Source organism: Streptomyces sp. NPDC060209, from assembly GCF_042728155.1.
In the GTDB taxonomy this organism is placed as follows: Bacteria; Actinomycetota; Actinomycetes; order Streptomycetales; family Streptomycetaceae; genus Streptomyces.
Window position 1 is genome coordinate 1 of record NZ_JBHWZS010000121.1, and the last position, 23,519, is coordinate 23,519.

16 protein-coding genes are annotated in these 23,519 nt (G+C 69.2%); 11 read left to right on the top strand and 5 right to left on the bottom strand.

The annotated features are described in order from the left end of the window. Positions 1-22: 22 nt before the first annotated feature. On the bottom strand, positions 23-2,374 hold the full coding sequence (locus tag ACFWFI_RS22710) for an AbfB domain-containing protein (RefSeq protein ID WP_387393194.1): 2,352 nt from the start codon (positions 2,372-2,374) through the stop codon (positions 23-25). Between the two features lie 83 nt (positions 2,375-2,457). Continuing rightward, on the bottom strand, positions 2,458-4,902 hold the full coding sequence (locus tag ACFWFI_RS22715) for an RICIN domain-containing protein (RefSeq protein WP_387393197.1): 2,445 nt from the start codon (positions 4,900-4,902) through the stop codon (positions 2,458-2,460). Between the two features lie 480 nt (positions 4,903-5,382). On the opposite strand from ACFWFI_RS22715, the gene ACFWFI_RS22720 reads away from it, so the two are divergent. The 7 genes from ACFWFI_RS22720 to ACFWFI_RS22750 all read left to right on the top strand — a co-directional run bounded on the left by ACFWFI_RS22720 (position 5,383) and on the right by ACFWFI_RS22750 (position 14,506). Next, on the top strand, positions 5,383-6,468 hold the full coding sequence (locus tag ACFWFI_RS22720) for an ABC transporter substrate-binding protein (RefSeq protein WP_387393200.1): 1,086 nt from the start codon (positions 5,383-5,385) through the stop codon (positions 6,466-6,468). Positions 6,469-6,567: 99 nt separating this feature from the next. Then, complete coding sequence (locus ACFWFI_RS22725; RefSeq protein WP_387393203.1) at positions 6,568-8,160, top strand: sugar ABC transporter ATP-binding protein; 1,593 nt, start codon at positions 6,568-6,570, stop codon at positions 8,158-8,160. Continuing rightward, on the top strand, positions 8,157-9,155 hold the full coding sequence (locus ACFWFI_RS22730; RefSeq protein ID WP_387393206.1) for an ABC transporter permease: 999 nt from the start codon (positions 8,157-8,159) through the stop codon (positions 9,153-9,155). Before ACFWFI_RS22725 ends, ACFWFI_RS22730 begins: the two co-directional genes overlap by 4 nt. Further along, positions 9,152-10,195, top strand: a complete 1,044-nt coding sequence (locus ACFWFI_RS22735) for an ABC transporter permease (RefSeq protein WP_387393208.1) — start codon at positions 9,152-9,154, stop codon at positions 10,193-10,195. Before ACFWFI_RS22730 ends, ACFWFI_RS22735 begins: the two co-directional genes overlap by 4 nt. 65 nt (positions 10,196-10,260) lie before the next feature. Continuing rightward, positions 10,261-11,298 (top strand): LacI family DNA-binding transcriptional regulator, encoded by a 1,038-nt coding sequence (locus ACFWFI_RS22740; RefSeq protein ID WP_387393211.1) that lies wholly within the window; start codon positions 10,261-10,263, stop codon positions 11,296-11,298. Continuing rightward, positions 11,298-12,362, top strand: a complete 1,065-nt coding sequence (locus ACFWFI_RS22745; protein ID WP_387393213.1) for an aldose epimerase family protein — start codon at positions 11,298-11,300, stop codon at positions 12,360-12,362. The genes ACFWFI_RS22740 and ACFWFI_RS22745 overlap by 1 nt, the downstream gene beginning before the upstream one ends. A 131-nt stretch (positions 12,363-12,493) precedes the next feature. Further along, positions 12,494-14,506 (top strand): GTP-binding protein, encoded by a 2,013-nt coding sequence (locus ACFWFI_RS22750; RefSeq protein ID WP_387393217.1) that lies wholly within the window; start codon positions 12,494-12,496, stop codon positions 14,504-14,506. 48 nt (positions 14,507-14,554) lie between these two features. On the opposite strand, the gene ACFWFI_RS22755 is transcribed toward ACFWFI_RS22750, so the two are convergent. Continuing rightward, entirely contained in the window at positions 14,555-17,563 is a 3,009-nt protein-coding gene (locus ACFWFI_RS22755) for a carbohydrate binding domain-containing protein (protein ID WP_387393220.1), read from the bottom strand. Positions 17,564-17,831: 268 nt separating this feature from the next. On the opposite strand from ACFWFI_RS22755, the gene ACFWFI_RS22760 reads away from it, so the two are divergent. Continuing rightward, positions 17,832-18,257 (top strand): acyl-CoA thioesterase, encoded by a 426-nt coding sequence (locus ACFWFI_RS22760; RefSeq protein ID WP_387393223.1) that lies wholly within the window; start codon positions 17,832-17,834, stop codon positions 18,255-18,257. Between the two features lie 14 nt (positions 18,258-18,271). On the opposite strand, the gene ACFWFI_RS22765 is transcribed toward ACFWFI_RS22760, so the two are convergent. Beyond that, the gene (locus ACFWFI_RS22765) at positions 18,272-18,823 is read right to left on the bottom strand and encodes a YdeI/OmpD-associated family protein (protein ID WP_387393238.1); all 552 of its coding nucleotides are present in this window, start codon (positions 18,821-18,823) and stop codon (positions 18,272-18,274) included. A gap of 156 nt (positions 18,824-18,979) precedes the next feature. Next, positions 18,980-19,966: a LacI family DNA-binding transcriptional regulator gene (locus ACFWFI_RS22770; RefSeq protein ID WP_387393226.1), complete on the bottom strand. Its 987-nt coding sequence runs from the start codon at positions 19,964-19,966 to the stop codon at positions 18,980-18,982. A gap of 507 nt (positions 19,967-20,473) precedes the next feature. Here ACFWFI_RS22770 and ACFWFI_RS22775 point away from each other — a divergent pair. The 3 genes from ACFWFI_RS22775 to ACFWFI_RS22785 all read left to right on the top strand — a co-directional run. Further along, the gene (locus ACFWFI_RS22775; protein WP_387393229.1) at positions 20,474-21,394 is read left to right on the top strand and encodes a carbohydrate ABC transporter permease; all 921 of its coding nucleotides are present in this window, start codon (positions 20,474-20,476) and stop codon (positions 21,392-21,394) included. Positions 21,395-21,397: 3 nt separating this feature from the next. Continuing rightward, positions 21,398-22,339, top strand: coding sequence for a carbohydrate ABC transporter permease (locus ACFWFI_RS22780; protein WP_387393232.1), 942 nt, complete (start codon positions 21,398-21,400; stop codon positions 22,337-22,339). Positions 22,340-22,499: 160 nt separating this feature from the next. Beyond that, positions 22,500-23,519: ABC transporter substrate-binding protein (locus ACFWFI_RS22785; protein ID WP_387393235.1), on the top strand; the 1,020-nt coding region annotated here is incomplete at its 3' end.

Below are 23,519 nucleotides of genomic sequence, written 5' to 3' on the forward strand. Positions count from 1 at the left end.
GGCCGGCACCGGGCCCGGTGGCTCAGGGAGCCCAGGGGCCGTCCACGGCCCAGGTGGTGTCCTCGGTGAAGGTGGCCGCGTTGTCCCACGCGTGACCGCCGCCGGGAGTGGCCAGCCACACCTCCGAGTCGATGTGGCGCAGATAGCTGCCCGGCAGGTTGGCGCTGGAGAGCCTGACCCCGCCCGTGCCCGCGAGCGCACACCAGGTCGCATCCGCCTTGAAGAGGGCCGAGCCGTCGCTCGCGTCGCGGCGGACCCGGAAGTCCCGGTGACGCAGGTACTCACCGGGATAGTTGCGGGACTCGAACGAATAGCAGTTGCTGTTCGCCAGACCCGTGACGACCTTCCAGGTGGCGTCGTTCTTGAGCACGGCCGCGCTGCCGCTGTCGACCACCTCCGTGAAGGCCAGCTGGTCGTAGTGGCGCAGGTACTTGTTCGTGTGCCCCGGCGTGGTGACCCGGAGCGACTTGTACTGCCCGGTGGGCAGGGTGACCGGCGGTGCGGGGGTCTTCGACGCCTGGATGAGGGCCTGGTTGGCGGCCTTCACCCGTGCGGTGTCCACCTTGACCACCTGGCGGTCGTAGGTGAGCAGACCGTTCGCCTCGTTCTCGACGTCGGTGATCTCGGTGTAGACCGAGGCGGAGAGCCCGGCCGGCAACTGGCCGACCCGGATGGCGTCCAGGAGGCCGACGAACCGGTTGTTGAGAGCGCCGACGCTCGCCTGGTCCTCGTAGCTGAAGCCGCCGCCCGGATACCACTCGTGGCCGGGGACCTTGTACCCCAGTCCGCCGAACTCGCCGAGGACGGCGGCCCGGGTCGCGGTGGGCGCCGTGTTGCCGGGGCCGACGTACACGTGGTTGTCGATCACGTCCCCGTTGCCGCCGTCCACGGAGCCGCAGCAGTTGACCCCGCTCATGTTGTTCACCAGCCGGGACGGGTCGTAGGCCTTCACCTCGTCGGCGATCCTGGCCTGGTCGTACTGCCCCCAGCCCTCGTTCTGGTTGACCCACATGACCACCGACGGTGAGCTCCGGTGCTGGTCGATGATCGCGTGGTACTCGGCCTCCCACTGGGTCCGTGCCGCACCGTCGGGGGTCTTCCCGGTGTCCATGGCGGGCATGTCCTGCCAGACGAGGAGGCCCAGCTTGTCCGCCCAGTAGAACCAGCGCTGCGGTTCGACCTTGATGTGCTTGCGGACCATGTTGAATCCGAGGTCCTTGTGCGCCTGGAGGTCGGACTTGAGGGCGGCGTCGGTGGGTGCCGTGTAGATGCCGTCGGGCCAGTAGCCCTGATCGAGCGTGCCGGTCTGGAAGACGAACTTCCCGTTGAGGACGGGGCGCAGGACGTTGTCGACCTTCGCGACGGCGATGGACCGCATGCCCGCGTAGCTGCCCACGGTGTCCACGACGGCCGTTCCGTCGAGCAGCTCGGCGCGCACGTCGTAGAGGAACGGGTCGTCCGGGCTCCACAGCCGGGGATTCGGCACGGCCACGGAGATGTCCGCGCCGGGCGCCCCGGTCGCCGTACCCACGACGGTGCCCCCGCTGGAGACGGTGACCCGGGCGGTCCGGCCGCCGGCGGCTGCCGCCTGCACCTTCACCCGCAGCGTGCTGTTGCCGAGGTTCGGCGTCATGTCCAGCCGTGTGACGTGCGACGCCGCGACGGGCTCCAGCCAGACCGTCTGCCAGATACCGGAGGCCGCGGTGTAGAAGATGCCGCCGCCCGCATGCGGGTTCACGTCATTGATGCGCTGCTTGCCGACGGCCTGGCCGCCGGTCTGCGTCGGGTCGTACACGGAGACGACGACGGTGTTCGTACCGCCGTTGAGCTGGGGCGTGATGTCGTACGAGAACGAGTCGAAGCCGCCCTTGTGGGCGCCGACCTGGGTGCCGTTGACAAGGACGGTGCTCTGCCAGTCGGACGCGCCGAAGTTGAGCACGACGCGGCGGCCATTCCAGTTCGACGGCACGGTGAAGGTGCGCTTGTACCAGAGCTTGTCGTTCTCGGTGATCTTCCGTTTGATGCCGGAGAGCGAGGACTCCGCGACGAACGGGACCCTTATCTGCTCGGAGAACGAGGCAGGCTGGCCGGCGTCACGGCCGGTCACCGCGAAGTCCCAGATGCCGTTGAGATTCGCCCAGTCGGGGCGGGTGAGCTGCGGGCGCGGGTACTCGGGGAGGGGGTTGTCGACGGACACCTGGTTCGTCCAGGGCGTCGTCATGGGTGCCGGCTTCGGTGTCCAGGCGGCGGGCGCGGCCGCCGCAGGGGCTGTCCCGGCTCCCACCAGCGCGGTGGCGAGCAGGGCCAGCAGGCCGGAGCCGGCGGTTAACCGTCTCCACCAGGTGCGACGGCGTGGTGCGGGTGCTGACTTCATTCCCGAATCTCCTCGATGAGGGAAGAACTCCCCGCACCGGAGCGGCGCGGGGAGTGGTGCGGAGGGCCGGCGGGGGCTGCTGCTCAGAGCAGCTGCCAGAGATGGTCGGAGGTTCCGTTGTCGTCGTACTGCACGACGTGGGCGCTGTCGGCGGTGGACATGCCGTCCACGCCGAGCACCTTGTCCGAGTTGCGGTTGCGGATGCGGTACCAGCCGTCGCCGTTGGCCACGAGCTGCCACAGGTGGTCGGCGGTGTCGTTGTCGTCGAACTGCACGACATGGGAGCTGTTCGCGGTGGACATGAGGTCCACGCCGAGCACCTTGCCGGAGTGCTGGTTGCGGATGCGGTACCAGCCGTCGCCGTTGGCCACGAGCCGCCACAGATGGTCGGCGGTCCCGGTGTCGGCGAACTGGACGACGTGGGCGCTGTTCGCGGTGGACATGCCGTCCACGCCCAGCACCTTGCCGGAATTGCGGTTGCCGATCCGGTACCAGCGGTCCGCGAGCCAGGGGGCCGCGTCCGGGCTCGCCGTCGGGAAGGACGTGATCCGCAGCCGTGCCGCGCCCATCGGGACGAGCGTGACCTCCTCGACCGGCTCGGCGCTGCGGGCGGGGCTCTGCTGGAGGGGCGCCACCACGTGCTCGTCGTCCGCGCTCCACTCGGGGATGCGGCGGGCGCGGGCGGTCATGAGGAGCGGGGTGCCCTCCAGGGTGAAGGGATTGTCCCCGGGGGCGCGCCCGGTGGACCGGCGGCGCAGAGAGTACGCCGGCCGCGCCCCGTCCAGGACGAGGCCGTAGTTCCACGGGGTGGTGGCGTGGACGGCGTACTCCGGGAACTGTTCGGTGCCGCCGATGCGCTCGTACGACTCCCCGATGCGCAGGGAGTAGGTCAGCGGCCCGTGATCCACGCTGACCGAGCCGTGGTTGTCCGTCCAGGTGCGCACGGTGGTCCGCTGGGGGAGGCGCAGGGTGACCTTGTCGCCGTCGGCCCAGGTCCGCTCGATCCGGGTGAAGGCGGGGCCGGCCGGGGCGGCGACCCGCTTGCCGTTCACGCGGACGTCCGGCTCGGTGCACCAGGCCGGCACGCGCAGAACCAGGGGGAAGCGAAGCGGCTTCGGGGACTTGAGGGACAGCGTGACGGTGTCCGTGAACGGGTAGTCGGTCTCCTCCGTGAAGGTGACCTCCGTGCCGTCGGCGACCTTCGCGGTGACCTCGCAGGCCGCGTACATCGCCGCGGCGAGGCCGCCGTCCGGGGTGGCGAGCCAGAGCTCCTCGACGAAGTAGGGCCAGCCCATGCCGTAGTTGTGCGGGCAGCAGCGGTACTGGTCGACACCCGGCAGATACGCCTGCATGGCGAAGCCGTTCTGGAACTGCCGGTCCCGCTTGGGCACGTTGTCCAGGTCGACGCTGTTGGCACTGGTGACGTAGTGGATCGCCTTCCCCGACGGGTCCAGCGAGGCGGGCAGCGAGTTGAAGGCCAGCTCCTCGCAGCGGTCCGCCCAGAGCGGGTCGCCCGTGATCCGGGTGAGCAGCTGGTGGCTGGCCATGAACTCGACGATCCCGCAGGTCTCGAAGCCCTGCCGGGGGTCTCCGTGTCCGGACCGGGCGTTCTCGTCCCCGGCGAAACCGCCACCGGGGAACTGGCCGTACTGGTCCATGGCCTTGGCGTACGTCCCGTACGTGTCCCGCGTGTCCTGCTGCGAGCCGCTGCGCAGGGCGTACTGGGCGGGCTCACGGAAGCCCTGCGCGATGTTGACGTTGTGCGGGTTGACCAGGTTGTCGCCCCAGTCGGCGCCGTACCGGTGGATCTTGTCGGCGAGATCGAGCAGGAAGGTGTCGCCGGTGCGGTTGAACAGCCAGTAGACGCTGTCGAGGCCGTCGCCCCAGCGCAGGGCGATCCAGCTGGTGTCGAAAGCGCCGGGGCCCTGCGCGTTCATGTACCGGAAGAACCTGCTGAGGAACGGGATGACCCGGTTGTCGCCGTTGTACTCCTGCCACGATCGAAGCGCCTGGATCAGGGGCAGGAAGGGCCAGAAGTCCGGGCCGCCGTTGAGTGATGTCCGCAGGGCCTTCGGTCCGAAGAAGCCGTCGGACTGCTGGGTCGTGAGGATCGCGTCGATCCAGCGGCGGGCGCCGGCCAGTGCCGTCGCGTCGCCGGTGACGATCGCCAGGTCGGTGTATCCGCGCAGCCAGTAGGGGACTTCCTCCCAGCCCCCTCGGTCGGGGCGGACCCAGCCGGAGGACTCGAAGTCGAGGAAGTGCGAGAACTCCTCGTAGCGGCCGCAGAGACCGTCCAGCTGGAGCCGGAGCTGCCCGGCGAGCCAGCCCTTGGCGGTGACCTGCCCGGGAGGCAGCTTCAGGAACGCCGTCGGGTGCAGCGGAGCGGCGTTGGGGGAGTAGTGGCCGCCGCGCGCGGCGGCCATCAGGCCCTCGGCGGCGGTCGCGGTGGTGGCCCAGCGGCCGGCCGCGGTGGTCGCGGCGACGGTGGCCAGAGCGCCGGTCATGAGTTGTCTGCGGTTCAGGGGCATCGTGTGGGGACTCCGCTTCTGCTCTGCCGGACAGGGGTGGGGTGACCGGCCCGGACCGGGTCGGCGCATGGCGAAGGTGGCTGCCGCATCCGGGCCTGACGGCACGACAACTCACTTGCAACGTTGGAAAGTGATGTCGGCGGTATGACAGCACGCGGTCAAGCCGGTGTCCAGGGGTGGCGCAGCACCTGGTGCGGTAGCTCCACGGTGGCCGGGTGCGTGGGGGGGCCGTGCCTCGGGGCGACACATTTTGGAAACGCATCGACAACTCTCTTGCCGCCTGCGCCGCCTCGCCTATATAACGTTGTAAACCGAGCCGCCGAGAGGCCGCACAGGCCCTCACGACCGTAGTTTCCGCAGCTCGAAGCGGGGTCGTGAGGGATACAGCGTCATCTGCCGCCGAGCGGCCGATGCACCGTCCCGCCATGCCCGACCGCACGCCGAACAGCGTGCCGTCACCTCGCCAAGGAGCGCCCGCGCATGATGATCCAGCGTCGATCCCGTACCCTCGCCGCGGCCTGCCTGCTCGCCGCCACCGCCACGCTGGCCGTTTCCGGCTGCTCGAAGTCGGAGACCTCGAACAACGCGGGCGGTGACAGCAGCCAGGGAGCACAGGCGGCCAAGTCCCCCGAGGCCGCCTCCGGTCCCGGCTGCTCGCTGCAGACCTACGGCGCACCCAAGATCGACCTCAAGGACGCGGTGGTCGGCTTCTCCCAGTCGGAGAAGGAGGCCAACCCGTTCCGTATCGCCGAGACCCAGTCGATCAAGGACGAGGCCGCCAAGATCGGCGTCAAGAAGCTGCTCACCACCAACGCCCAGTCGCAGCTGTCCAAGCAGATCAGCGACATCCAGGACATGCTCTCCCAGGGCGCCCAGTTCCTCATCATCGCGCCGCTGAACTCCGACGGTCTCGAGCCGGCGCTCAAGGCCGCGGCGGCGAAGAAGGTGCCCGTCCTCACCGTCGACCGCAAGGTCAACTCCAAGGCCTGCGAGGACTATGTGGCCTTCCTCGGCTCCGACTTCGTCGAGCAGGGCAAGCGGGCCGCCGACGCCATGATCAAGGCGACCGGCGGCAAGGGCAAGGTGGCGATCCTCCTCGGCGCCTCCGGCAACAACGTGACCACCGACCGGACCAAGGGCTTCGTCGACCAGATCAAGGCCGAGGCGCCCGGTATCGAGATCGTCGCCCAGCAGACCGGCGAGTTCGCCCGTGACAAGGGCCAGCAGGTCATGGAGCAGCTCATCCAGTCGAAGCCCGACATCACCGCCGTCTACGCGGAGAACGACGAGATGGGCCTCGGAGCCGTCACCGCGCTGAAGGCCGCCGGCAAGAAGCCCGGCAAGGACGTCAAGATCGTCTCGGTCGACGGCACCCGCAACGCCGTGCAGGCCCTCGTCAACGGCGAGTACAACGCCGTCATCGAGTCCAACCCGCGCTTCGGACCGCTGGCCTTCGCGACCGCCCAGAAGTTCTACGGCGGCGAGGAGATCCCCGAGAACGTCATCATCACCGACCGCGCCTACGACGAGACCAACGCCAAGGAATCGCTCGGCGGGGCGTACTGATCCGCTCCTGAACCCAACGGCCCCGGCCGCCGTGGCGCTCATCGGGCCACGGCGGCCCCCGGGCCCTCATCCTTGGACAGCGGAAGGCCCAGAACACCCATGGCACCACCCGAAGCAGTACCTCAGGCACCGGAGGAGGCCGGGAGCACGGCCTCCACCGTGCTCGAAGCCCGCTCGGTGAGCAAACGGTTCCCCGGCGTCGTCGCCCTCGACGACGTCACCTTCTCCCTGCGCGCGGGGGAGACCCACGCGCTGGTCGGGGAGAACGGCGCGGGCAAGTCCACCCTCATCAAGGTGCTGACCGGTGTCTACCGGCCGGACGGGGGCGAACTCCGGATGACGGGTGAACCGGTCAGGTTCGCCCGGCCGTTCGAGGCGCAGCAGGCCGGAATCTCCACGATCTACCAGGAAGTCAACCTGGTCCCGCTGATGAGCGTGGCGAGGAACATCTTCCTGGGCCGCGAACCCAGGAACCGCTTCGGGCTCATCGACTTCGCCCGCATGCACCGGGAGACGAGCGAGCTCCTCGACGGGTTCGGCATGCGCGTCGACCCCCGGCGCCCCCTGCACACCCTCGGTGTCGGCACCCAGCAGATGGTCGCCCTCGCACGGGCCGTGTCCGTCAACGCCCAGGTCGTCATCATGGACGAGCCCACCTCCTCGCTCGAACCGCGCGAGGTCGAGACCCTCTTCCGGGTCATCGGGAACCTGCGGGACAAGGGCATCGCCGTCCTCTACGTCAGCCACCGCATGGACGAGCTCTACCGGATCTGCGACCGCGTCACCGTCCTCCGCGACGGACGCCACATCCACACCGGCGACCTCGCCGACCTCGACCGGATGCAGCTCGTGTCGATGATGCTGGGCCGCGACCTCTCCGAGGTACGCCGCTCGGGCGTCACCAGTTTCGCCGCGGAAGGGCACGAGGCCGCCCGTACACCCGTGCTCACCGCGACCGGTCTCTCCAGCCGCCTCCAGCTCCACGACATATCAGTGTCGCTGTACGCGGGCGAAGTGCTCGGCCTCGGCGGTCTCCTCGGCTCCGGCCGCAGCGAGACGGCGAAGGCCCTGTCCGGTGCGCTGCCCCTGGACGCGGGCGAGATCACCGTCGACGGCACCCCCCTGAAGCGCCTCACCCCGGCCGCCGCCATCCGGGCCGGCATCAGCCTGCTGCCCGAGGACCGCAAGGCCGAAGGCATCGTGCCCGGCCTCTCCGTCCGCGAGAACATCGTGCTGGCCGCCATGCCCCGCCTCTCCCGGGCCGGAGTCGTCTCGCGCGCCAAGCAGGACCGCATCGTCGACATCTTCATGAAGCGCCTGCGGATCAAGGCGTCGAGCCCCGAGCAGAAGGTCGGAGAACTCTCCGGCGGCAACCAGCAGAAGGTCCTGCTGGCCCGCTGGCTCTGCCTGGAACCCAAGGTCCTCCTGCTCGACGAACCCACCCGGGGCATCGACGTCGGAGCCAAGGCCGAGGTCCAGAGCCTCATCGACGACCTCGCCGGTGAGGGCCTCGCCGTCCTGCTCATCTCCTCCGACATCGAGGAGCTCATCGAGGGCGCGGACCGGATCGTCGTCCTGCGCGGCGGAGCGGTCGCCGGTGAGCTGTCGGGCGACGACGTGGCCGAGGACCGGCTGCTCGAAGTACTCGCCGACCACGCACCGGAGCCGGCCGCCCAGGAGGACCCCCGATGACCCAGACCGCCGTCGCCCCGCCCGCGAAGAGCGACCAGCCCCAGAAGTCCGCGAGCCCACTGGCCCGGCTCCGTGACCCCGTCTGGTACCAGCGGTACGGCGTCTACGTGGCCGTGGCGGTGGTGCTGCTCTTCAACGCACTGTTCACCGAACACTTCATGACCGCGGACAACTTCCGCACCCAGCTCGTCCAGGTCGCCCCCATCGTCATCGTCGCCCTGGGCATGGCCCTGGTCATCGGCACCGAGGGCGTCGACCTGTCCGTCGGCTCGACCATGGCGCTCGCCGCCGCCTTCCTCCCGCTCTACCTCGGATACGGGCTCGTACCCGCGCTCGTCGTCTCCCTCCTGGCCGGCGCGGTCGTCGGAGCCGTCAACGGCGCCCTCGTCTCCCTCGTCGGGCTGCAGCCCATCGTGGCCACGCTGGCACTCTTCGTCGGAGGCCGCGGACTAGCCCTGGTCATGGCCGACGGTCAGCTCAAGCAGATCGTCAACCCCGACCTGCTGTCACTGGGCACCGGCTCCTTCCTCGGCATTCCGCTGGTCGTCCTGATCGCCGGAGTCCTCGCCGTCGCCGTCGCATTCCTGGTGCAGCGCACCACCTTCGGCCGGCAGGTCGTCGCCGTCGGCGGCAACCGCTCCGCCGCCGCGCTCGCCGGACTGCCCGTCAAGCGGGTCCTCATAGGCGTGTACGTACTCTGCGGCGTGCTCGCGGCCCTCGCAGGCATCCTCGCCACCGCCAGGCTCACCGCGAGCGACCCGTCCTCGCTCGGCACCCTCATGGAACTCTCCGCCATCACGGCGGTCGTGGTCGGCGGCACTCCCCTCAACGGGGGCTCCGTCCGGGTGCTCGGCACCGTAGCGGGCGCCCTGCTCATGCAGCTCCTGCGCGCCACGCTCGTCAAGCACGACCTGCCCGACTCCACCGCACAGATCGCCCAGGCGGCCATCATCATCGCCGCCGTCTACGTCGCCCGGGAGCGTCGGTCCCGATGAACGAAACCAAGCCCGTCACCGCCGCCCCGGCCCCGGTGCCGACGAAGACCCCCGCGGCCCGCCCCGCCGCCGGGCCCGAGCAGACCGGCCTGCAACGCGCCGCCGAACTCCTGCAACGCCAGGGCGTCCTCGCGGTCCTGCTGACCGTCGTGATCGCCGCCTCCTTCATCTACCCGACCTTCGCCTCTCTCGACAACGCCCGCGGTGTGACCATCCAGGCGTCCTTCCTCGCCGTGGTCGCACTCGGCATGACGATGGTCATCATCACCGGCGGCATCGACCTCTCCGTAGGATCGGTCTTCGCTCTCGGAGGAGTCCTCGCGGCCTGGGCCTCGCAGTACGGATTCCTCGCCGCACTGCTGCTCCCACTCGTGGTGTGCGGAGGGATCGGCCTGCTCAACGGGTTCCTGATCGCCCGGGGGAACATGGCGCCCTTCATCGTCACCCTCGCCACACTGCTGGGCGCCCGCGGTCTGCTGCTCGCCCTCACGGACGAGGGCGCCACCACCTATCTGGTGCCCAAGGACTCCGCCTTCGGCGAGCTCGGCCAGGGCAGCGTCTGGGGCTTCGGCTACCCCATCATCATCGCCGTGGTGCTCTTCGGGGCCGGCGGACTCGTCCTGCAGCGCACCTCGTTCGGGCAGACCCTCTTCGCCGTGGGCGGCAGCAGCGACGCGGCCACCCTGATGGGCCTCCCCGTCGCGCGTACGAAGATCCTCGTCTACACGCTCAGCGGCCTGCTCGCCGGCCTCGCCGGCGCCCTCAACGCGGCCAGGCTGTCCTCCGGCGTCACCATCGTCGGCGTGGGCATGGAACTCGACGCGATCTCCGCTGTCGTCATCGGCGGCACACTCCTCGTCGGAGGTGCCGGATCCATCAGCGGAACCCTCTGGGGCGTCCTGCTGCTGGCCGTCATCCAGAACCTGATCAACCAGATCGGCTCGCTCAACTCCTCGTACCAGTCGGTGGTCAGCGGCGGTTTCCTTATCGTTGTCGTGGTGGCGCAGCGCTATCTCGCGCGCAATCGCAGAAGCACCTGACGACGAGCCGGCCCGTCAGGGCCGGGCACAGAGCCAAGTCGAGCCGAGCCGAACCAAGGAGTGCCGTGGGCGTCAGCCTCAAGGACGTTGCGCAACGGGCAGGCGTGTCCATCAAGACCGTGTCGAACGTGGTGAACAACTATCAGCACGTCACACCCGCCATGCGCGCCAAGGTGCAACAGGCGATCGACGAGCTCGGCTACCGGCCGAACCTCACCGCTCGCCATCTGCGCAAGGGCCGCACCGGCATCATCGCCCTCGCCGTCCCCGAATTCGGCAACCCGTACTTCGCGGAACTCGCCGGAGCGGTCATCGACGCCGCCGCCCGGCACGAATACACGGTCCTGGTCGACCACACCGCCGGCCTCAGGGAGAAGGAGCTCCTGGTCAGCCAGGGATTCCGGTCCCATGTGATCGACGGCCTCATCCTCAGCCCCATCCACCTGGAGACCGAGGACCTCATGGCGCGCACCGAGACGGCGCCGCTGGTCCTGCTCGGCGAGCGCGAGTACGAGGCGCCGTACGACCACATCGCCATCGACAACGTGGCGGCGGCCCGCGCGGCCGTGCGCCACCTCGTCGCCCAGGGCAACCGGCGGATCGCCTTCCTCGGCTCGCGCACCGGCCAGGAACGCCAGCCCGCGCACCTGCGGCTGAGGGGCTGGCGCGAGGAACTCGCGGCCGCCGGCATCACACCCGACGAATCCCTTGTCGTGGTGACCGAGGGCTACGGCCGCGAGGACGGCGCCACCGGCATGGCGCAGCTCCTGGACCGGGAGGACCGGCCCGACGCCGTGTTCGCGTACAACGACCTCATCGCCATCGGCGCGATGCGGACCATCACCGAACGCGGCCTACGGATCCCGGACGACATCGCCGTCGTCGGCTTCGACGACATCGAGGAGAGCCGCTACACCACCACCACGCTCACGACCATCGCCCCCGACAAGGAAGCCATCGCCCGCCTCGCCGTCGACAGCCTCGTCGGACAGCTCTCGGGCGAACCCGTCGCCGAACCGCGCAGGCCACGCCCCGGCTACCGCCTCGTCGTTCGCGAATCCACCACACCCGGGCCCGACTCCGGCCACACCGAGGATCTCTGATGCCGCGCCCCACCGTGCACCGCACCCCGTTCGGCTCCGCCCAGGGGACCCGGACCGACCTGTGGACCCTCGACAGCGGTACGGGTGTCCGTGCCGAGATTCTCACCTACGGCGCGTCCCTGCACCGCCTCTCCGTGCCGGACACCACGGGCGCCACCGCCTCCGTCGTCCGGTCGCTCACGACCCTCGACGACTACACGGCCAAGCACCCCTACTTCGGTGCCGTCGTCGGCCGTTACGCCAACCGCATCGCCCACGGCCGCTTCGTCCTGGACGGCACCGAGCACCACATCCCCGCCAACGACCGGGGCCACGCCCTGCACGGAGGGCCGGACGGCTTTCACACCAAGGTGTGGGAAGCGGCATCGGAACGGACCGACGACAGCGTGTCCGTACGGCTCACCCTGCACAGTCCCGACGGAGACATGGGCTTCCCCGGGGCGCTGGACGCCACCGTCACGTACACCCTCGACACGGCGGGCACCCTGGCCATCGACTACGCGTCGGTCACCGACCGACCCACGGTCGTCAACCTCACCAACCACGCCTACTTCGACCTGGCCGGACACGAGGACGTCCTCGGCCACCGCCTGGAGGTCGACGCGGACTCTTATCTGCCGGTGGACGACGACGGCATCCCCCTGGGGCCACCGGCCGAGGTCGGCGGAACCCCGTTCGACCTCACCGCACCCCGCGTCCTAGGGGAACGCCTGGGCGCCGAGGACGAACAGCTGCGCGCCGCCGGCGGCTTCGACCACTCCTGGGTCCTGCGGGACTCCGGCGGCGGCCTGCGCCGCGCCGCACGTCTGACCGCCCCGGACGCGGCCCGGGTCCTGGAGGTGTGGACGACGGAGCCCGGCATCCAGGTCTACACCGCCAACCAGCTCGACGGCTCCTTCACCGACGCGACCGGCCGCCGCCTCGAACGGCACGGCGCGGTCTGCCTGGAGACCCAGCACCTGCCCGACTCACCCAACCGGCCGGACCTGCCCAGCACCGTGCTGCGCCCCGGCGACACCGCGCGCAGCCGTACCGAACTGCGCTTCCCGCACCTGGGGAATTAATCGATTGCTCCCTGGAGCGGCGGCCTGCTGTAATTCCGGCACCAGCTGGTCAACCAGGGAGATGTTCATGCGCCGAGCTTCTGTGTCCACCCAGACAGGAATTCACACCTATCTCGAGGACCTGAAGCTCAGTGCACACATTGAACCTGGGAATTCTGGCGCATGTCGACGCCGGTAAGACGAGCCTGACCGAGCGGCTGCTCCACACCGCCGGAGTCATCGACGCGGTCGGCAGCGTCGACGAAGGCAGCACTCAGACCGACACCCTCGCCCTGGAGCGGCAGCGAGGGATCACCATCAAGTCCGCCGTGGTGTCCTTCGCCGTCGACGGCGTCACGGTCAACCTGATCGACACCCCCGGCCACCCCGACTTCATCGCCGAGGTGGAACGGGTCCTCGGCGTGCTCGACGGTGCGGTTCTCGTCGTGTCCGCCGTGGAGGGCGTCCAGGCCCAGACCCGCATCCTGATGCGGGCGTTGCGCCGCCTGCGGATTCCCACACTGGTGTTCGTGAACAAGACCGACCGTGCCGGCGCCCGGTACGAAGGCGTCCTGGCCGACATCGAGCGTCGGCTGTCACCCGCGGTCGTCGCCATGGGCGCGGCCGTCGGCCTGGGGACCAGGAGTGCCCGCACGAGGCCGTTCACCGCCGCGGACCGGGGTTTCGCCACCGCGCTGACCGACCTGCTCACCACGCACGACGACGACCTCCTGAAGGCATACGTCGAAGGTTCGGCAGGCGTCACGTACGACCGGCTGCGTGACCGGCTGGCGGCGCAGACCCGGCAGGCCCTGGTGCACCCCGTGTACTTCGGGTCCGCGGCCACCGGCGCCGGCGTGGCCGAACTGACCGCCGGCATCGCCGAGTTCCTGCCCGCCACGGGCCAGGACACCGAAGGGCCGGCCTCTGGAACCGTCTTCAAGGTCGAGCGCGGCCCGGCGGGGGAGAAGATCGCTTACGCCCGCATGTTCGCCGGAACGGTACGCACCCGTGAGCGCGTCCGGCTGCGGGGCGACGGCGAGGAGGAGGGCCGCGAGGGCAAGATCTCGGCCATCACCGTCTTCGACAACGGTACGGATGTCCGTGGGCCCTCGCTCTCCGCCGGACGGATCGGCAGGCTGCGCGGTCTCCACACCGTCCGGATCGGGGACATGATCGGCGAACCGGCCACGGAGCCGGCGCGCGCCCACTTCGCCCCGCCGACCCTGGAGACCGTCGTCACCCCGTGCCGCCATGAGGACAGGGGGGCGCTGCACATCGCGCTCGGACACCTGGCGGAGCAGGACCCGCTGATCGGCGTACGCCGCGACGACCTCCGTCAGGAGGTGTCCCTGTCGCTCTACGGCGAGGTGCAGAAGGAGGTCATCCAGGCGACTCTGGCGGACGAGTACGGCATCGAGGTCGGCTTCCGGGAGACGACGACCATCTGTCTGGAACGGCCGGCGGGAACAGGTGCGGCAGTCGAGTTCATCGACAAGGAGCCGAATCCCTTTCTCGCCACGGTCGGACTCCGGGTGGAGCCCGCCGCTTTCGGCAGCGGGGTGGAATTCCGCCGGGAGGTGGAGCTCGGCTCCATGCCGTACGCCTTGATGCGGGCGGTGGAGGAGACCGTGCAGGAAACGCTCGGCCAGGGAATTCACGGATGGCGGGTCACCGATTGCACGGTCACCATGACCCATTCCGGCTACTGGCCCCGGCAGAGCCATTCGCACGCCGTGTTCGACAAGAGCATGTCGAGTACGGCGGGCGACTTCCGCAATCTGACGCCGCTGGTGCTGATGGAAGCGCTGAAGCGGGCCGGGACCGCGGTGTACGAGCCCATGCACCGCTTCCGTGCCGAGCTCCCGGCCGACGCGCTGGGCCCGCTCGTGCCGGTCCTCGCTCGGCTGCGCGCCGTGCCGGGGCCACCGGTGACACACGCCGGTGTCTGCACGGTGGAGGGCGTGATCCCGGCCGCCCGCGTCCATGAGCTGCAGCAGCTGCTGCCGGGGATGACACGCGGTGAGGGGATGCTGGAGTCCGCGTTCGAGGACTACAGGCCGGTCGACGGACCTGTTCCGCACAGGCCGAGGACCGACCGTGATCCGCTGAACCGCAAGGACTACCTGCTGCGCACCCTGCGACGGGTGGACGGCGGACGGTGAGAGCGGACGGGTGTGACGGACGCGCCCGCGCGCCCGTCACACCAAGGCTCACTTCAGGTAGGCACCCGCCGTCCCGATCTTCCCCGGGGCCGCGTTCCTGCCGCCGAGGTCGAGCACGTACACCCGCAGATTGCCCTTGCCCGGAGCCGGGACGGAGAGCGTGCCGCCCGTCACCACCTTGGTGTCACCGGTCACGGCGTCCTTGTAGGTGCCGTTGGGGATCCCCGTGTAGGTGGCGCTGCCCGAGACCGTCACCAGCGCGAAGCTGTCCGTGCCGCTCGCCGTGTCGGTGTAGCGCCGCTTGTACGCCATCGAGCCGGTGATGCCCTCCGTGGAGTACTGCCCCATCTGGAGGGCGGGCACGGCACGGCGGATCTGGTTGAGCCGCTGCACGTGCTTGACCAGCGGCTTCGCCAGGGTGTCGGCGACCGCGCCGGTCGCCGAGTCGACGGTGCCGAAGTCCGACGCCTTGACGTCTCCCGCGAGGTGCGCGCCGTAGTACGCCCGCCCGGTCGTCGCCAGCGGGCAGGTGGGGCCGCAGTCGATCTTCTTGCCGGCCTGGAACTCGATCTCGGAGCCGTAGTACAACGTGGGGATGCCCCGGAAGGTCCACATCAGCGACATGTTCTCGGCCCAGGCGTCGGTGCCGCCGGCGTACCGCTCGCTGCTCTTGTTGGGACCGTAGTCGTGGCTGTCGACGTACACGACGTTGTAGGTGGCGTCGTTGTAGCTGTCGTCGGAGTCCTTGCCGTTGTTGTAGGCGTTGTTCGCGTCACCGAAGTTCATGTGCATGCGCATGTCGATGACGTTCATCCCGGAGAACTCGCTGTGGTCCGGGGCGTGGTAGGCGTTGCCGTCCAGGAAGGCGTTGGTGGAGGTGGGCTGGGAGCCGGTGCCCTGCTGCTGCTCGTAGTCGTACATCTCGAGGGCGGCCTTCCCGTCGTCCGCGCTGTACTCCTTGCGCTCCTTCCAGGTGTAGAACTGGGCGGAGTGGTTGACCGAGCCGCGGTTCCACTTGTCGTTGACGAAGGCGGCGACCTCACCGAACACGAAGAAGTTCTTCGCGGCCTCGGTGCCGAACTGCTGGGTGACGCGCTCCTGGATGGCCGGCAGGAAGCGCCGGTTCCAGGTGGTGCGGGGGATGTGCACGGCGGTGTCGACACGGAAGCCGTCGACGCCCATGTCGATGTACTTGTTGTAGGCGCCGATCAGGTAGTTCTGCACGGGCGCGCTCTCGGTGTTGAAGTCGGCGAGGTCGTCGTGCAGCCAGCAGGAACGGGAGTCCTCGCCCTCCCAGTTGCCGATCCAGCAGTTGTGGTAGTACGCCTTGGGGAACATGCCCGATGTGGGGTTCGGCCACTGGCAGTTGTAGATCCTGTAGCCCTCCGGCGAGGTGTACTGGGTGGGGGTGCCCCAGTTGACGCAGGTGTTGCCCGAGGGCTCGGCCGTGGACCACAGGTCGCCGTTGTAGTACGACTTCCCCGACTTCGTCTCGACCGTCAGGCCGTCGTACTCGAAGCCGTCGTTCTTCTCGTCGTAGTACCAGCTCCACTGGGTGTCGCGGACCCCGTACGTCGTCGGGGTGAACAGGCCCTTGGCGCCCCAGCGCGAGGAGTGGTTGTAGACGACGTCCTGGTAGATCTTCATGCCCTTGGCGTGGGCGGCGTCGATGAGGTCCTGGTACGAGGCCCCGGCGGACTCCAGCCGGGAGTCGACCTCGTAGAAGTCGTAGCCGTGGTAACCGTGGTAGTCGTAGTCGGACCGGTTCAGGACCACGGGGGTGATCCAGACGGCCGACATGCCGAGTCCCTTGATGTAGTCGAGCTTGTCGACGAGGCCCTTGAAGTCGCCCCGGAACATCGGGTCGTCGTTGGCCGCGTTGCCCGACTTCACGTGCTGGCTGCCGCCCCGGTTGTTCGCGGCGTCACCGTCGTTGAAGCGCGCGGTGAGCACGAAGTAGATCGGGTCCTTCCGCGGGTCGGTGCCGAGGGGCTTGCCGGAGGCCGGAGCCGTCGGCTTCTCCCCGGTGGTCGCGGTGGCCGCGGCTGACGCCGCCGAGACGTTCCCCGCGGCGTCGACGGCCCTGACGGTGTAGCTGTAGGCCGTCTTCGCCTCCAGGCCGGTGTCCGAGAACACCGTGGAGCCGACGTCGCTGACCAGCGTGCCCTTGGTGCCGCCCGTCCGCGTCACCTGATACTTCGTCACGCCGCGGTCGTCCGTGGACGGGTCCCAGGTCAGCACGACGGACACCCCGTCCGCGCCGGCGGACACCTTCGTCGGGACCGTGGGGGCCTGGGTGTCCGGCGTCTCGGCGGCACAGGGGTCCCCGGCTCCGGCGGTGACCTTCTTGTCCTTCACCGTGGTGAGACCGGCCGGAACGGTGTAGTCGGCGCCGTTGTTGTTGTCCCAGACGCCGTTTCCGTTGTTGAAGGTGGCCAGCATGGAGGTGGCGGTGCCGAGGTCCACCGACTTCTTCACCCAGCCGGTGCAGGCGGGTTCCATGCCCACGCCCGGCACGGTGGTCCAGGATCCGCCCGAGGGCCGGTAGTGGAGATTGGTGGTCGTCCAGCCGACCGTGGCGGTCGAGTAGTAGACCGAGGCCGTGTGGGCTTCCCCGGGTTCCGTGCCGGTCCCGGCGCAGGGGTCGCTGTGGGCCACCACACCGTCCTTGACGGTGATTGCTCCGGTGCCCAGGGCGTAGTTCTTCCCGGCGTTGTTGTCCCAGACACCGGAACCGTTGTTGAACGTCGCGGCCAGGCCGGACGCGCTGCCCAACGAGACGGTCTGCTTCACCCAGTCCGTGCACGCGGCTTCCATGGCCACACCGGGCACGGTGGTCCAGGATCCGCCGTCGGGCGCGTAATGCAGCTTGTATGCGGACCAGTTCTTGGTCTTCGTGTAGTAGAAGACGGTGGCGGTGGATTCCGAGGCGGCCACGGGCACGGCCGACTCCGGGGCGGAAGGCCCGGGTGCCGGGGTCAGGAGCCCCAGCATCACCGTCGCCGCGACGGCCGCCGCGGCGGGGCGCTCGAGCAGCCGGACAGGGGTGCGTCTCATCGGTGTGTCTCCAGGGGAGGGCCGCGGGCGGGTGGACCGCGGCTGCCAACAGCACAGCCGCTCAGCGAGCGGCTGCGAGGATCCCGCCGGAGAACCCGGACGCGCCTCGGGGTTCGGGCGAGCAGTGCGTCCTGGCAGCAATTCCTGTCAGAACCTTTCTGCAATCTCTTGCACCGAGGAAGTTACCGGTGCATGACAGGTCCGTAAAGAGGGTGCGCACACCGTGACGGTGAGGAATGGGGGGCGGGATGTGGGCGTTCCGCTGTGCATGACCTACTCCGTCGAAGTCACGGTGCGCGGCTATGAGCTCGACACCCAGGGCCACCTCAACCAGGCGGTCTACCTCCAGTACGCCGAACACGCGCGGTGGGAGCTCCTGCGGGAGGCCGGACTGGCCCAGGAGAAGCTGCTGGCCCATGGGATCGGGCCGGTCCAGCTGGAAGTGACGGTGAAGTATCTGCGGGAACTGCGGGGCGGGGACAGGGTGCGTGTCAGCTGCGAGCTCCTCTACGGCACGGGGAAGACCTTCGAGATGCGGCAGCGGATCGTCAAGGAGGACGGCACGGTGGCCGCGGAGATCGGAGGGGTGGGAGGCATCCTCGACCTGAAGGCCCGTCGGCTGATCGGGGATCCCGCCGGGCGGTTCGCCTCGCTGGCCTCGAAACCGGAACTCCTCGGGCTCCCCGCCGCCTGAGAGGCGGCAGCGGGTCAGGGGGTCTTCTCGCCCGACGCCAGCTTCGCCACCATGCGCTCCAGGCGTGAGGCCCGGAGCTCAGGGGTCCGGGCCTTGAGGAGCTCCAGGATCACGAGGTAGCGGTCCGTCCTGCCGAGCCGGTCGAAGCGTTCCGCCGCCCGTGGTTCGGTGGCCAGTGCGGCGGCGAGGTCGGCGGGCACGGTGGCCTCCTTCTGCGAGGGATAGGCCGACTCCCACCGCCCGTCCTCCCGCGCGGCCCGCACCTCGGCGAGTCCGGGCTCCCGCATGCGGCCCGCGGCCGTCAGCGCCTCCACCTTCCGTACGTTGACGAGGGACCAGGCGCTTCCCGGTCGGCGGGGCGAGATCCGCTGGAGGTAGTACCTCGCGTCGAGGGACTTGCGCTGCCCGTCGATCCATCCGTAGCAGAGCGCGGTGTCGATGACCTCGGACGCCGTGACGGACTCGACGCCCGAACCCTTCTTCGCGATCTTCAGCCAGAGAGCGGCCGAATCCCCGTGGTGCTCCTCCAGCCAGGCCTCCAGCAGGCCGGCCCGCTCGAGGAGCAGCGGCTCGGTGACCGCCCCGCGGGTGGCGCTCGTCTTCCGGTCCTCGGTGGTCACGGTGTCCGTCCTCCTCTGCGACGTGGTCCTGCCGTGCACGCTACGGGGCGAACAGGACAGTTCCTGGCCTGAAGGGAGCGCCGGGCGAGCGGGAGTACACGTTCACCCGTGGGGTGGCGGGGCCGTACTGGCCCGGACGACCAGGCGGGTCGGGACCAGGGTGGTACCGCGTTCCGTCGCCTCGCTGCGGATCTGCCGCAGCACACCGTCCACGCAGAGCCGTCCGATCTCGGCGAAGTCCTGGTGGACCGTGGTCAGCGGCGGAAGGAACGAGGCTGAGTCGGCGATGTCGTCGAACCCCACGACGCTGACGTCCTCGGGCACGCGCCTGCCCTGCTCGTGGAGGGCCCGGAGGACGCCCAGAGCCATCTGGTCGTTGGCCGCGAAGATCGCGGTGCAGGAGGGGTCCGCCGCCAGGGCGAGACCTGCCGCGTACCCCGAGGCCGCCGACCAGTCGCCGCCCACCGGCGGCGGAACCGGGCGCCCCGCCTCCTCCAGGGTCTGCTGCCATGCCTGGGTGCGGCGCTGCGCGGCGAACGACTCCGAGGGGCCGGCGACATGCACCACGCTGCGGTGCCCGAGGTCGAGCAGATGCTGCACGGCTGCCCTGGCGCCCCCGGACTGGTCGGTGTCCACGACGCTGTAGCGGTCGCCCGCGTCGGAGTCGGCCACCACGACGTGGGTGTGCGGCGGCAGCGATATGGCAGCGTCCAGAAGGCGGACTTCCATGATCACGATGATGCCGTCCACGACCTGTTCGCCTAGCACGGTGACGGCCCCTCTGACGCCCGTGCTGGTGGGCGTCGCGACGGGCAGCAGGGTGATGGCGTAGCCCTCGTCCGCCGCGGAGGCGGAAATGGCCTCCAGTGTGCGGACGTTGCCCGTCGTGGCCAGGGTGAACAGGATGACGCCCAGCGTGCGGAACTTCCCGCTCTTGAGGGCGCGGGCGGCGCTGTTGGGCCGGTAGTTCAGCGCCTTCATGGCGGTGAGAACACGCTCGCGGGTGTCTTCGGACACCACGGAATGCCCGTTGGACACACGGGAGACCGTCTGGGAGGAGACTCCGGCCAGGCGCGCGACGTCGGCCATGGAGGCTTCCTTGCGAGGGCCCCTGTCCATGGCTCGTTCCTGTCCCTGCACTCGTCTGCCTCCGTCGTCGTTGTGTGAGCCTTTCACCGTGTGGGGGGTGCGCTTCCGGCAGCGGGCCGTCTTCTCACCGCGTGCGCCCTGAGGACGACCCGGTAGGGGGACGCTCCCTGTCGCCGCTTCGCGTCCGGCTCGTATCGCGTGGGACGGAGGGCTCGGGCCACCGGCATTTCTACCACTTTCGGATGGCCGGCGCCGACACGCGGTGCCATAGGGGGTGTCCGTCGTGACGCGCCCTACCAGACAGGCGAATCCGTGGTGGAGAGATCTCCGAAACCCGTCCGGGTGAATGGGAATCCGGCCTTGACCGTAGGGGAGAGAGCGTGTGAACATCCTCTCACCGATGAATGTTTACGTAAACATCGGTCTTCTCAAGCACAGCGCCTCCACGATGTCCGGTGTCTCCATCCGGCCGGGGCCATGCTCAACGCCGGACCAACAGGAGTACCCATGACGGCCGTTACGCCGATCACGACCGGACGCCGCCCACCGGCGAGAGGCTCCCGCAGCCGGCGCGGGCGGGTCGGCTGGATCTTCGTCGGGCCGTTCATGGCCGTGTTCGCCCTGGTGTTCCTCGCCCCGATCGTCTACTCGCTGTATCTGAGCTTCTTCCGGGATCAGTTGGTGGGCGGCACGTCGTTCGTCGGCCTGGACAACTTCCAACGGGCTTTCGAGGACGAACAGTTCTGGGCAGCCGTGGGCCGGGTGGCTCTCTTCCTCGTGGTGCAGGTGCCCGTCATGCTCGGGCTCGCCCTGCTCGTGGCCCTGGCCCTCGACAGCGGCAGGCTCTACGGGAAGAGCTTCTTCCGGATCGCCGTCTTCCTGCCGTACGCCGTACCCGCCGTCGTCGCCACACTGATGTGGGGCTTCATCTACGGCACCCGCTTCGGGCTGGTGGGGAACATCAACGACGCCTTCGGCGTGTCGCTGCCCGACCCGCTCTCACCCTCCCTGGTGCTGGCGAGCATCGGCAACATCGTCACCTGGGAGTTCATCGGCTACAACATGCTGATCTTCTACTCGGCGCTGCGTGTCGTCCCGAAGTCCCTCTACGAGGCCGCCGAGATCGACGGAGCGGGACAGTGGCGGATCATCACCGCGGTCAAGATCCCCGCGATCCGGGGCGCGCTGGTGATCGCGACGATCTTCTCGGTGATCGGCAGCTTCCAGCTGTTCAACGAGCCCAGCATCCTGCAGAGCCTGGCGCCCAACGCGATCACGACCTACTTCACGCCAAACCTCTACACCTTCACGCTGTCCTTCTCCGGCCGGCAGCAGAACTACGCCGCCACGGTCTCCCTCGTCATGGGTGTCGTCACGATGATCATCGCCTACGCGGTCCAGCTGCGCGGCATGCGAAAGGAGGCGTGAGCGATGAGCGCCCCTTCCTTCACCGCCGAGCAGACGTCCCGGCGAACCACTCACCGCGCCCCGGCGCCCCGCCGCGCCCCGCGCAGGCGCCATACGGCGGGCCGGCCGCGCCGCAGCGTGGTGCTCACGGTACTCATGGGCCTGACCGCGCTCTACGCGCTCATGCCGCTGGCCTGGCTCGTCATCAACGCCACCAAGACGCAGAAGGGCCTCCTCGGCTCCTTCGGCCTCTGGTTCAGCGGTGACTTCGCCCTCTGGGACAACATCTCGCAGACGCTCACCTACGACGACGGCATCTTCGTCCGCTGGTTCCTCAACACCCTGCTGTACGTGGTCGTGGGCGCAGGCGGAGCCACTTTCCTCGCGGTCCTCGGCGGCTACGGCCTGGCCAAGTTCGACTTCGCGGGCAAGCGCGCCGTCTTCGCCACCGTCATCGGCGCGGTGGCCGTGCCCGCGACCGCGCTGGCGGTCCCCACCTTCCTCATGTTCAGCAAGATGGGTCTCACCAACACGCCATGGGCCGTCATCATCCCGTCCCTGATCTCACCGTTCGGGCTCTACCTCATGTGGGTGTTCGCCGCCGAGGCCGTCCCCACCGAGCTCCTGGAAGCAGCCAGGATGGACGGCTCCGGCGAGCTGCGGACGTTCTTCCGTGTCGCGCTCCCGTTGCTGGCCCCGGGCATCGTGACGGTTCTGCTGTTCACCATGGTGCAGACCTGGAACAACTACTTCCTGCCCCTGATCATGATCAAGAATCCGGACTGGTACCCGCTGACCCTGGGCCTGAACGCCTGGAACGAGCAGGCGTCCACCGCGGGCGGCCAGCCGGTCTTCAACCTGGTCATCACGGGCTCGCTGCTGACCATCGTGCCGCTGATCATCGCCTTCCTGCTGCTCCAGCGCTACTGGCAGTCCGGACTGGCGGCGGGCAGCGTCAAGGGGTGACCCGCTCCCCGGCCCCGTCGGCCACCGAATCTCCGCGCCCCGGGACCGGATCTCCCCGGCCCTCGACCGGCGCGGCGTTCCACCCCTCTCCAGCCCCGCACCCCCGTGCGGACGTTCCACGGTTCGTGCACCACCCTCACCACAACGGAGTGAAGCAATTATGAGAACCATGACCAGACGCGCGATGCGTGGCGTCGGCCTGCTGTGCGCGGCCGCGCTGAGCCTCACCGCGTGCGGGTCCTCCGACGACACCGGCTCGGACAAGGCCGTATCGGGAAGCGATCTCCGGGCGGCCCTCAAGGAGGGCGGTTCCATCACGGTGTGGGCGTGGGAACCGACGCTGAAGCAGGTGGTCAGCGACTTCCAGAAGGAGTACCCCAAGGTCAAGGTGAAGCTGGTCAACGCCGGTACCGGCAACGACCAGTACACCGCCCTGCAGAACGCCGTACAGGCCGGATCCGGTGTGCCGGACGTCGCGCAGGTCGAGTACTACGCCCTCGGACAGTTCGCCCTCGGCAAGTCCCTCGAGGACCTCAGCCGGTACGGCGCCGACCAGTTCAAGGACGACTACTCGCCGGGACCGTGGAATTCGGTCGCCGTCGACGACTCCGTGTACGCCCTGCCCATGGACTCCGGCCCGATGGCGCTTTTCTACAACAAGAAGGTGCTGGACAAGCACCAGATCGCCACGCCCACCACGTGGGACGAGTACCTCGAGGCGGCCCGCGCGCTGCACGCCGCGGACCCCAAGGCATACATAACCAACGACACCGGTGACGCCGGGTTCACGACCAGCATGATCTGGCAGGCCGGCGGTACCCCCTTCAAGACCCGCGACACCGACGTGACGGTCGACCTCACCGCCGACAAGGGCGTCGTCGCCTTCACCGAGGTCTGGCAGAAGCTCATCGACGAGAAGCTCCTGGCGCCCATCAGCTCCTGGAGCGACGAGTGGTACAAGGGCCTGGCCGACGGCACCATCGCCACCCTCGCCATCGGCGCCTGGATGCCCGCCAACTTCGTCTCGGGCGTCGAGTCGGCGTCGGGCGACTGGCGCGCCGCGGCGCTCCCGCAGTGGGAGAAGGGCGGTGAGGTCAGCTCCGAGAACGGCGGCAGCTCCCTCGCGGTGATGGAGGCGGGCAAGAACAAGGACCTGGCGTACGCGTTCAACGAGTACGCC

What these genes read in the sequence shown, in the direction of transcription:
- ACFWFI_RS22775 (WP_387393229.1), top strand. Translation starts at nt 20,474, where the DNA reads ATGACGGCCGTTACGCCGATCACGACCGGACGCCGCCCACCGGCGAGA.
- ACFWFI_RS22730 (WP_387393206.1), top strand. Translation starts at nt 8,157, where the DNA reads ATGACCCAGACCGCCGTCGCCCCGCCCGCGAAGAGCGACCAGCCCCAG.
- ACFWFI_RS22770 (WP_387393226.1), bottom strand. Translation starts at nt 19,966, where the DNA reads ATGGCCGACGTCGCGCGCCTGGCCGGAGTCTCCTCCCAGACGGTCTCC.
- ACFWFI_RS22715 (WP_387393197.1), bottom strand. Translation starts at nt 4,902, where the DNA reads ATGCCCCTGAACCGCAGACAACTCATGACCGGCGCTCTGGCCACCGTC.
- ACFWFI_RS22725 (WP_387393203.1), top strand. Translation starts at nt 6,568, where the DNA reads ATGGCACCACCCGAAGCAGTACCTCAGGCACCGGAGGAGGCCGGGAGC.
- ACFWFI_RS22735 (WP_387393208.1), top strand. Translation starts at nt 9,152, where the DNA reads ATGAACGAAACCAAGCCCGTCACCGCCGCCCCGGCCCCGGTGCCGACG.
- ACFWFI_RS22780 (WP_387393232.1), top strand. Translation starts at nt 21,398, where the DNA reads ATGAGCGCCCCTTCCTTCACCGCCGAGCAGACGTCCCGGCGAACCACT.
- ACFWFI_RS22745 (WP_387393213.1), top strand. Translation starts at nt 11,298, where the DNA reads ATGCCGCGCCCCACCGTGCACCGCACCCCGTTCGGCTCCGCCCAGGGG.
- ACFWFI_RS22710 (WP_387393194.1), bottom strand. Translation starts at nt 2,374, where the DNA reads ATGAAGTCAGCACCCGCACCACGCCGTCGCACCTGGTGGAGACGGTTA.
- ACFWFI_RS22755 (WP_387393220.1), bottom strand. Translation starts at nt 17,563, where the DNA reads ATGAGACGCACCCCTGTCCGGCTGCTCGAGCGCCCCGCCGCGGCGGCC.
- ACFWFI_RS22760 (WP_387393223.1), top strand. Translation starts at nt 17,832, where the DNA reads ATGACCTACTCCGTCGAAGTCACGGTGCGCGGCTATGAGCTCGACACC.
- ACFWFI_RS22720 (WP_387393200.1), top strand. Translation starts at nt 5,383, where the DNA reads ATGATGATCCAGCGTCGATCCCGTACCCTCGCCGCGGCCTGCCTGCTC.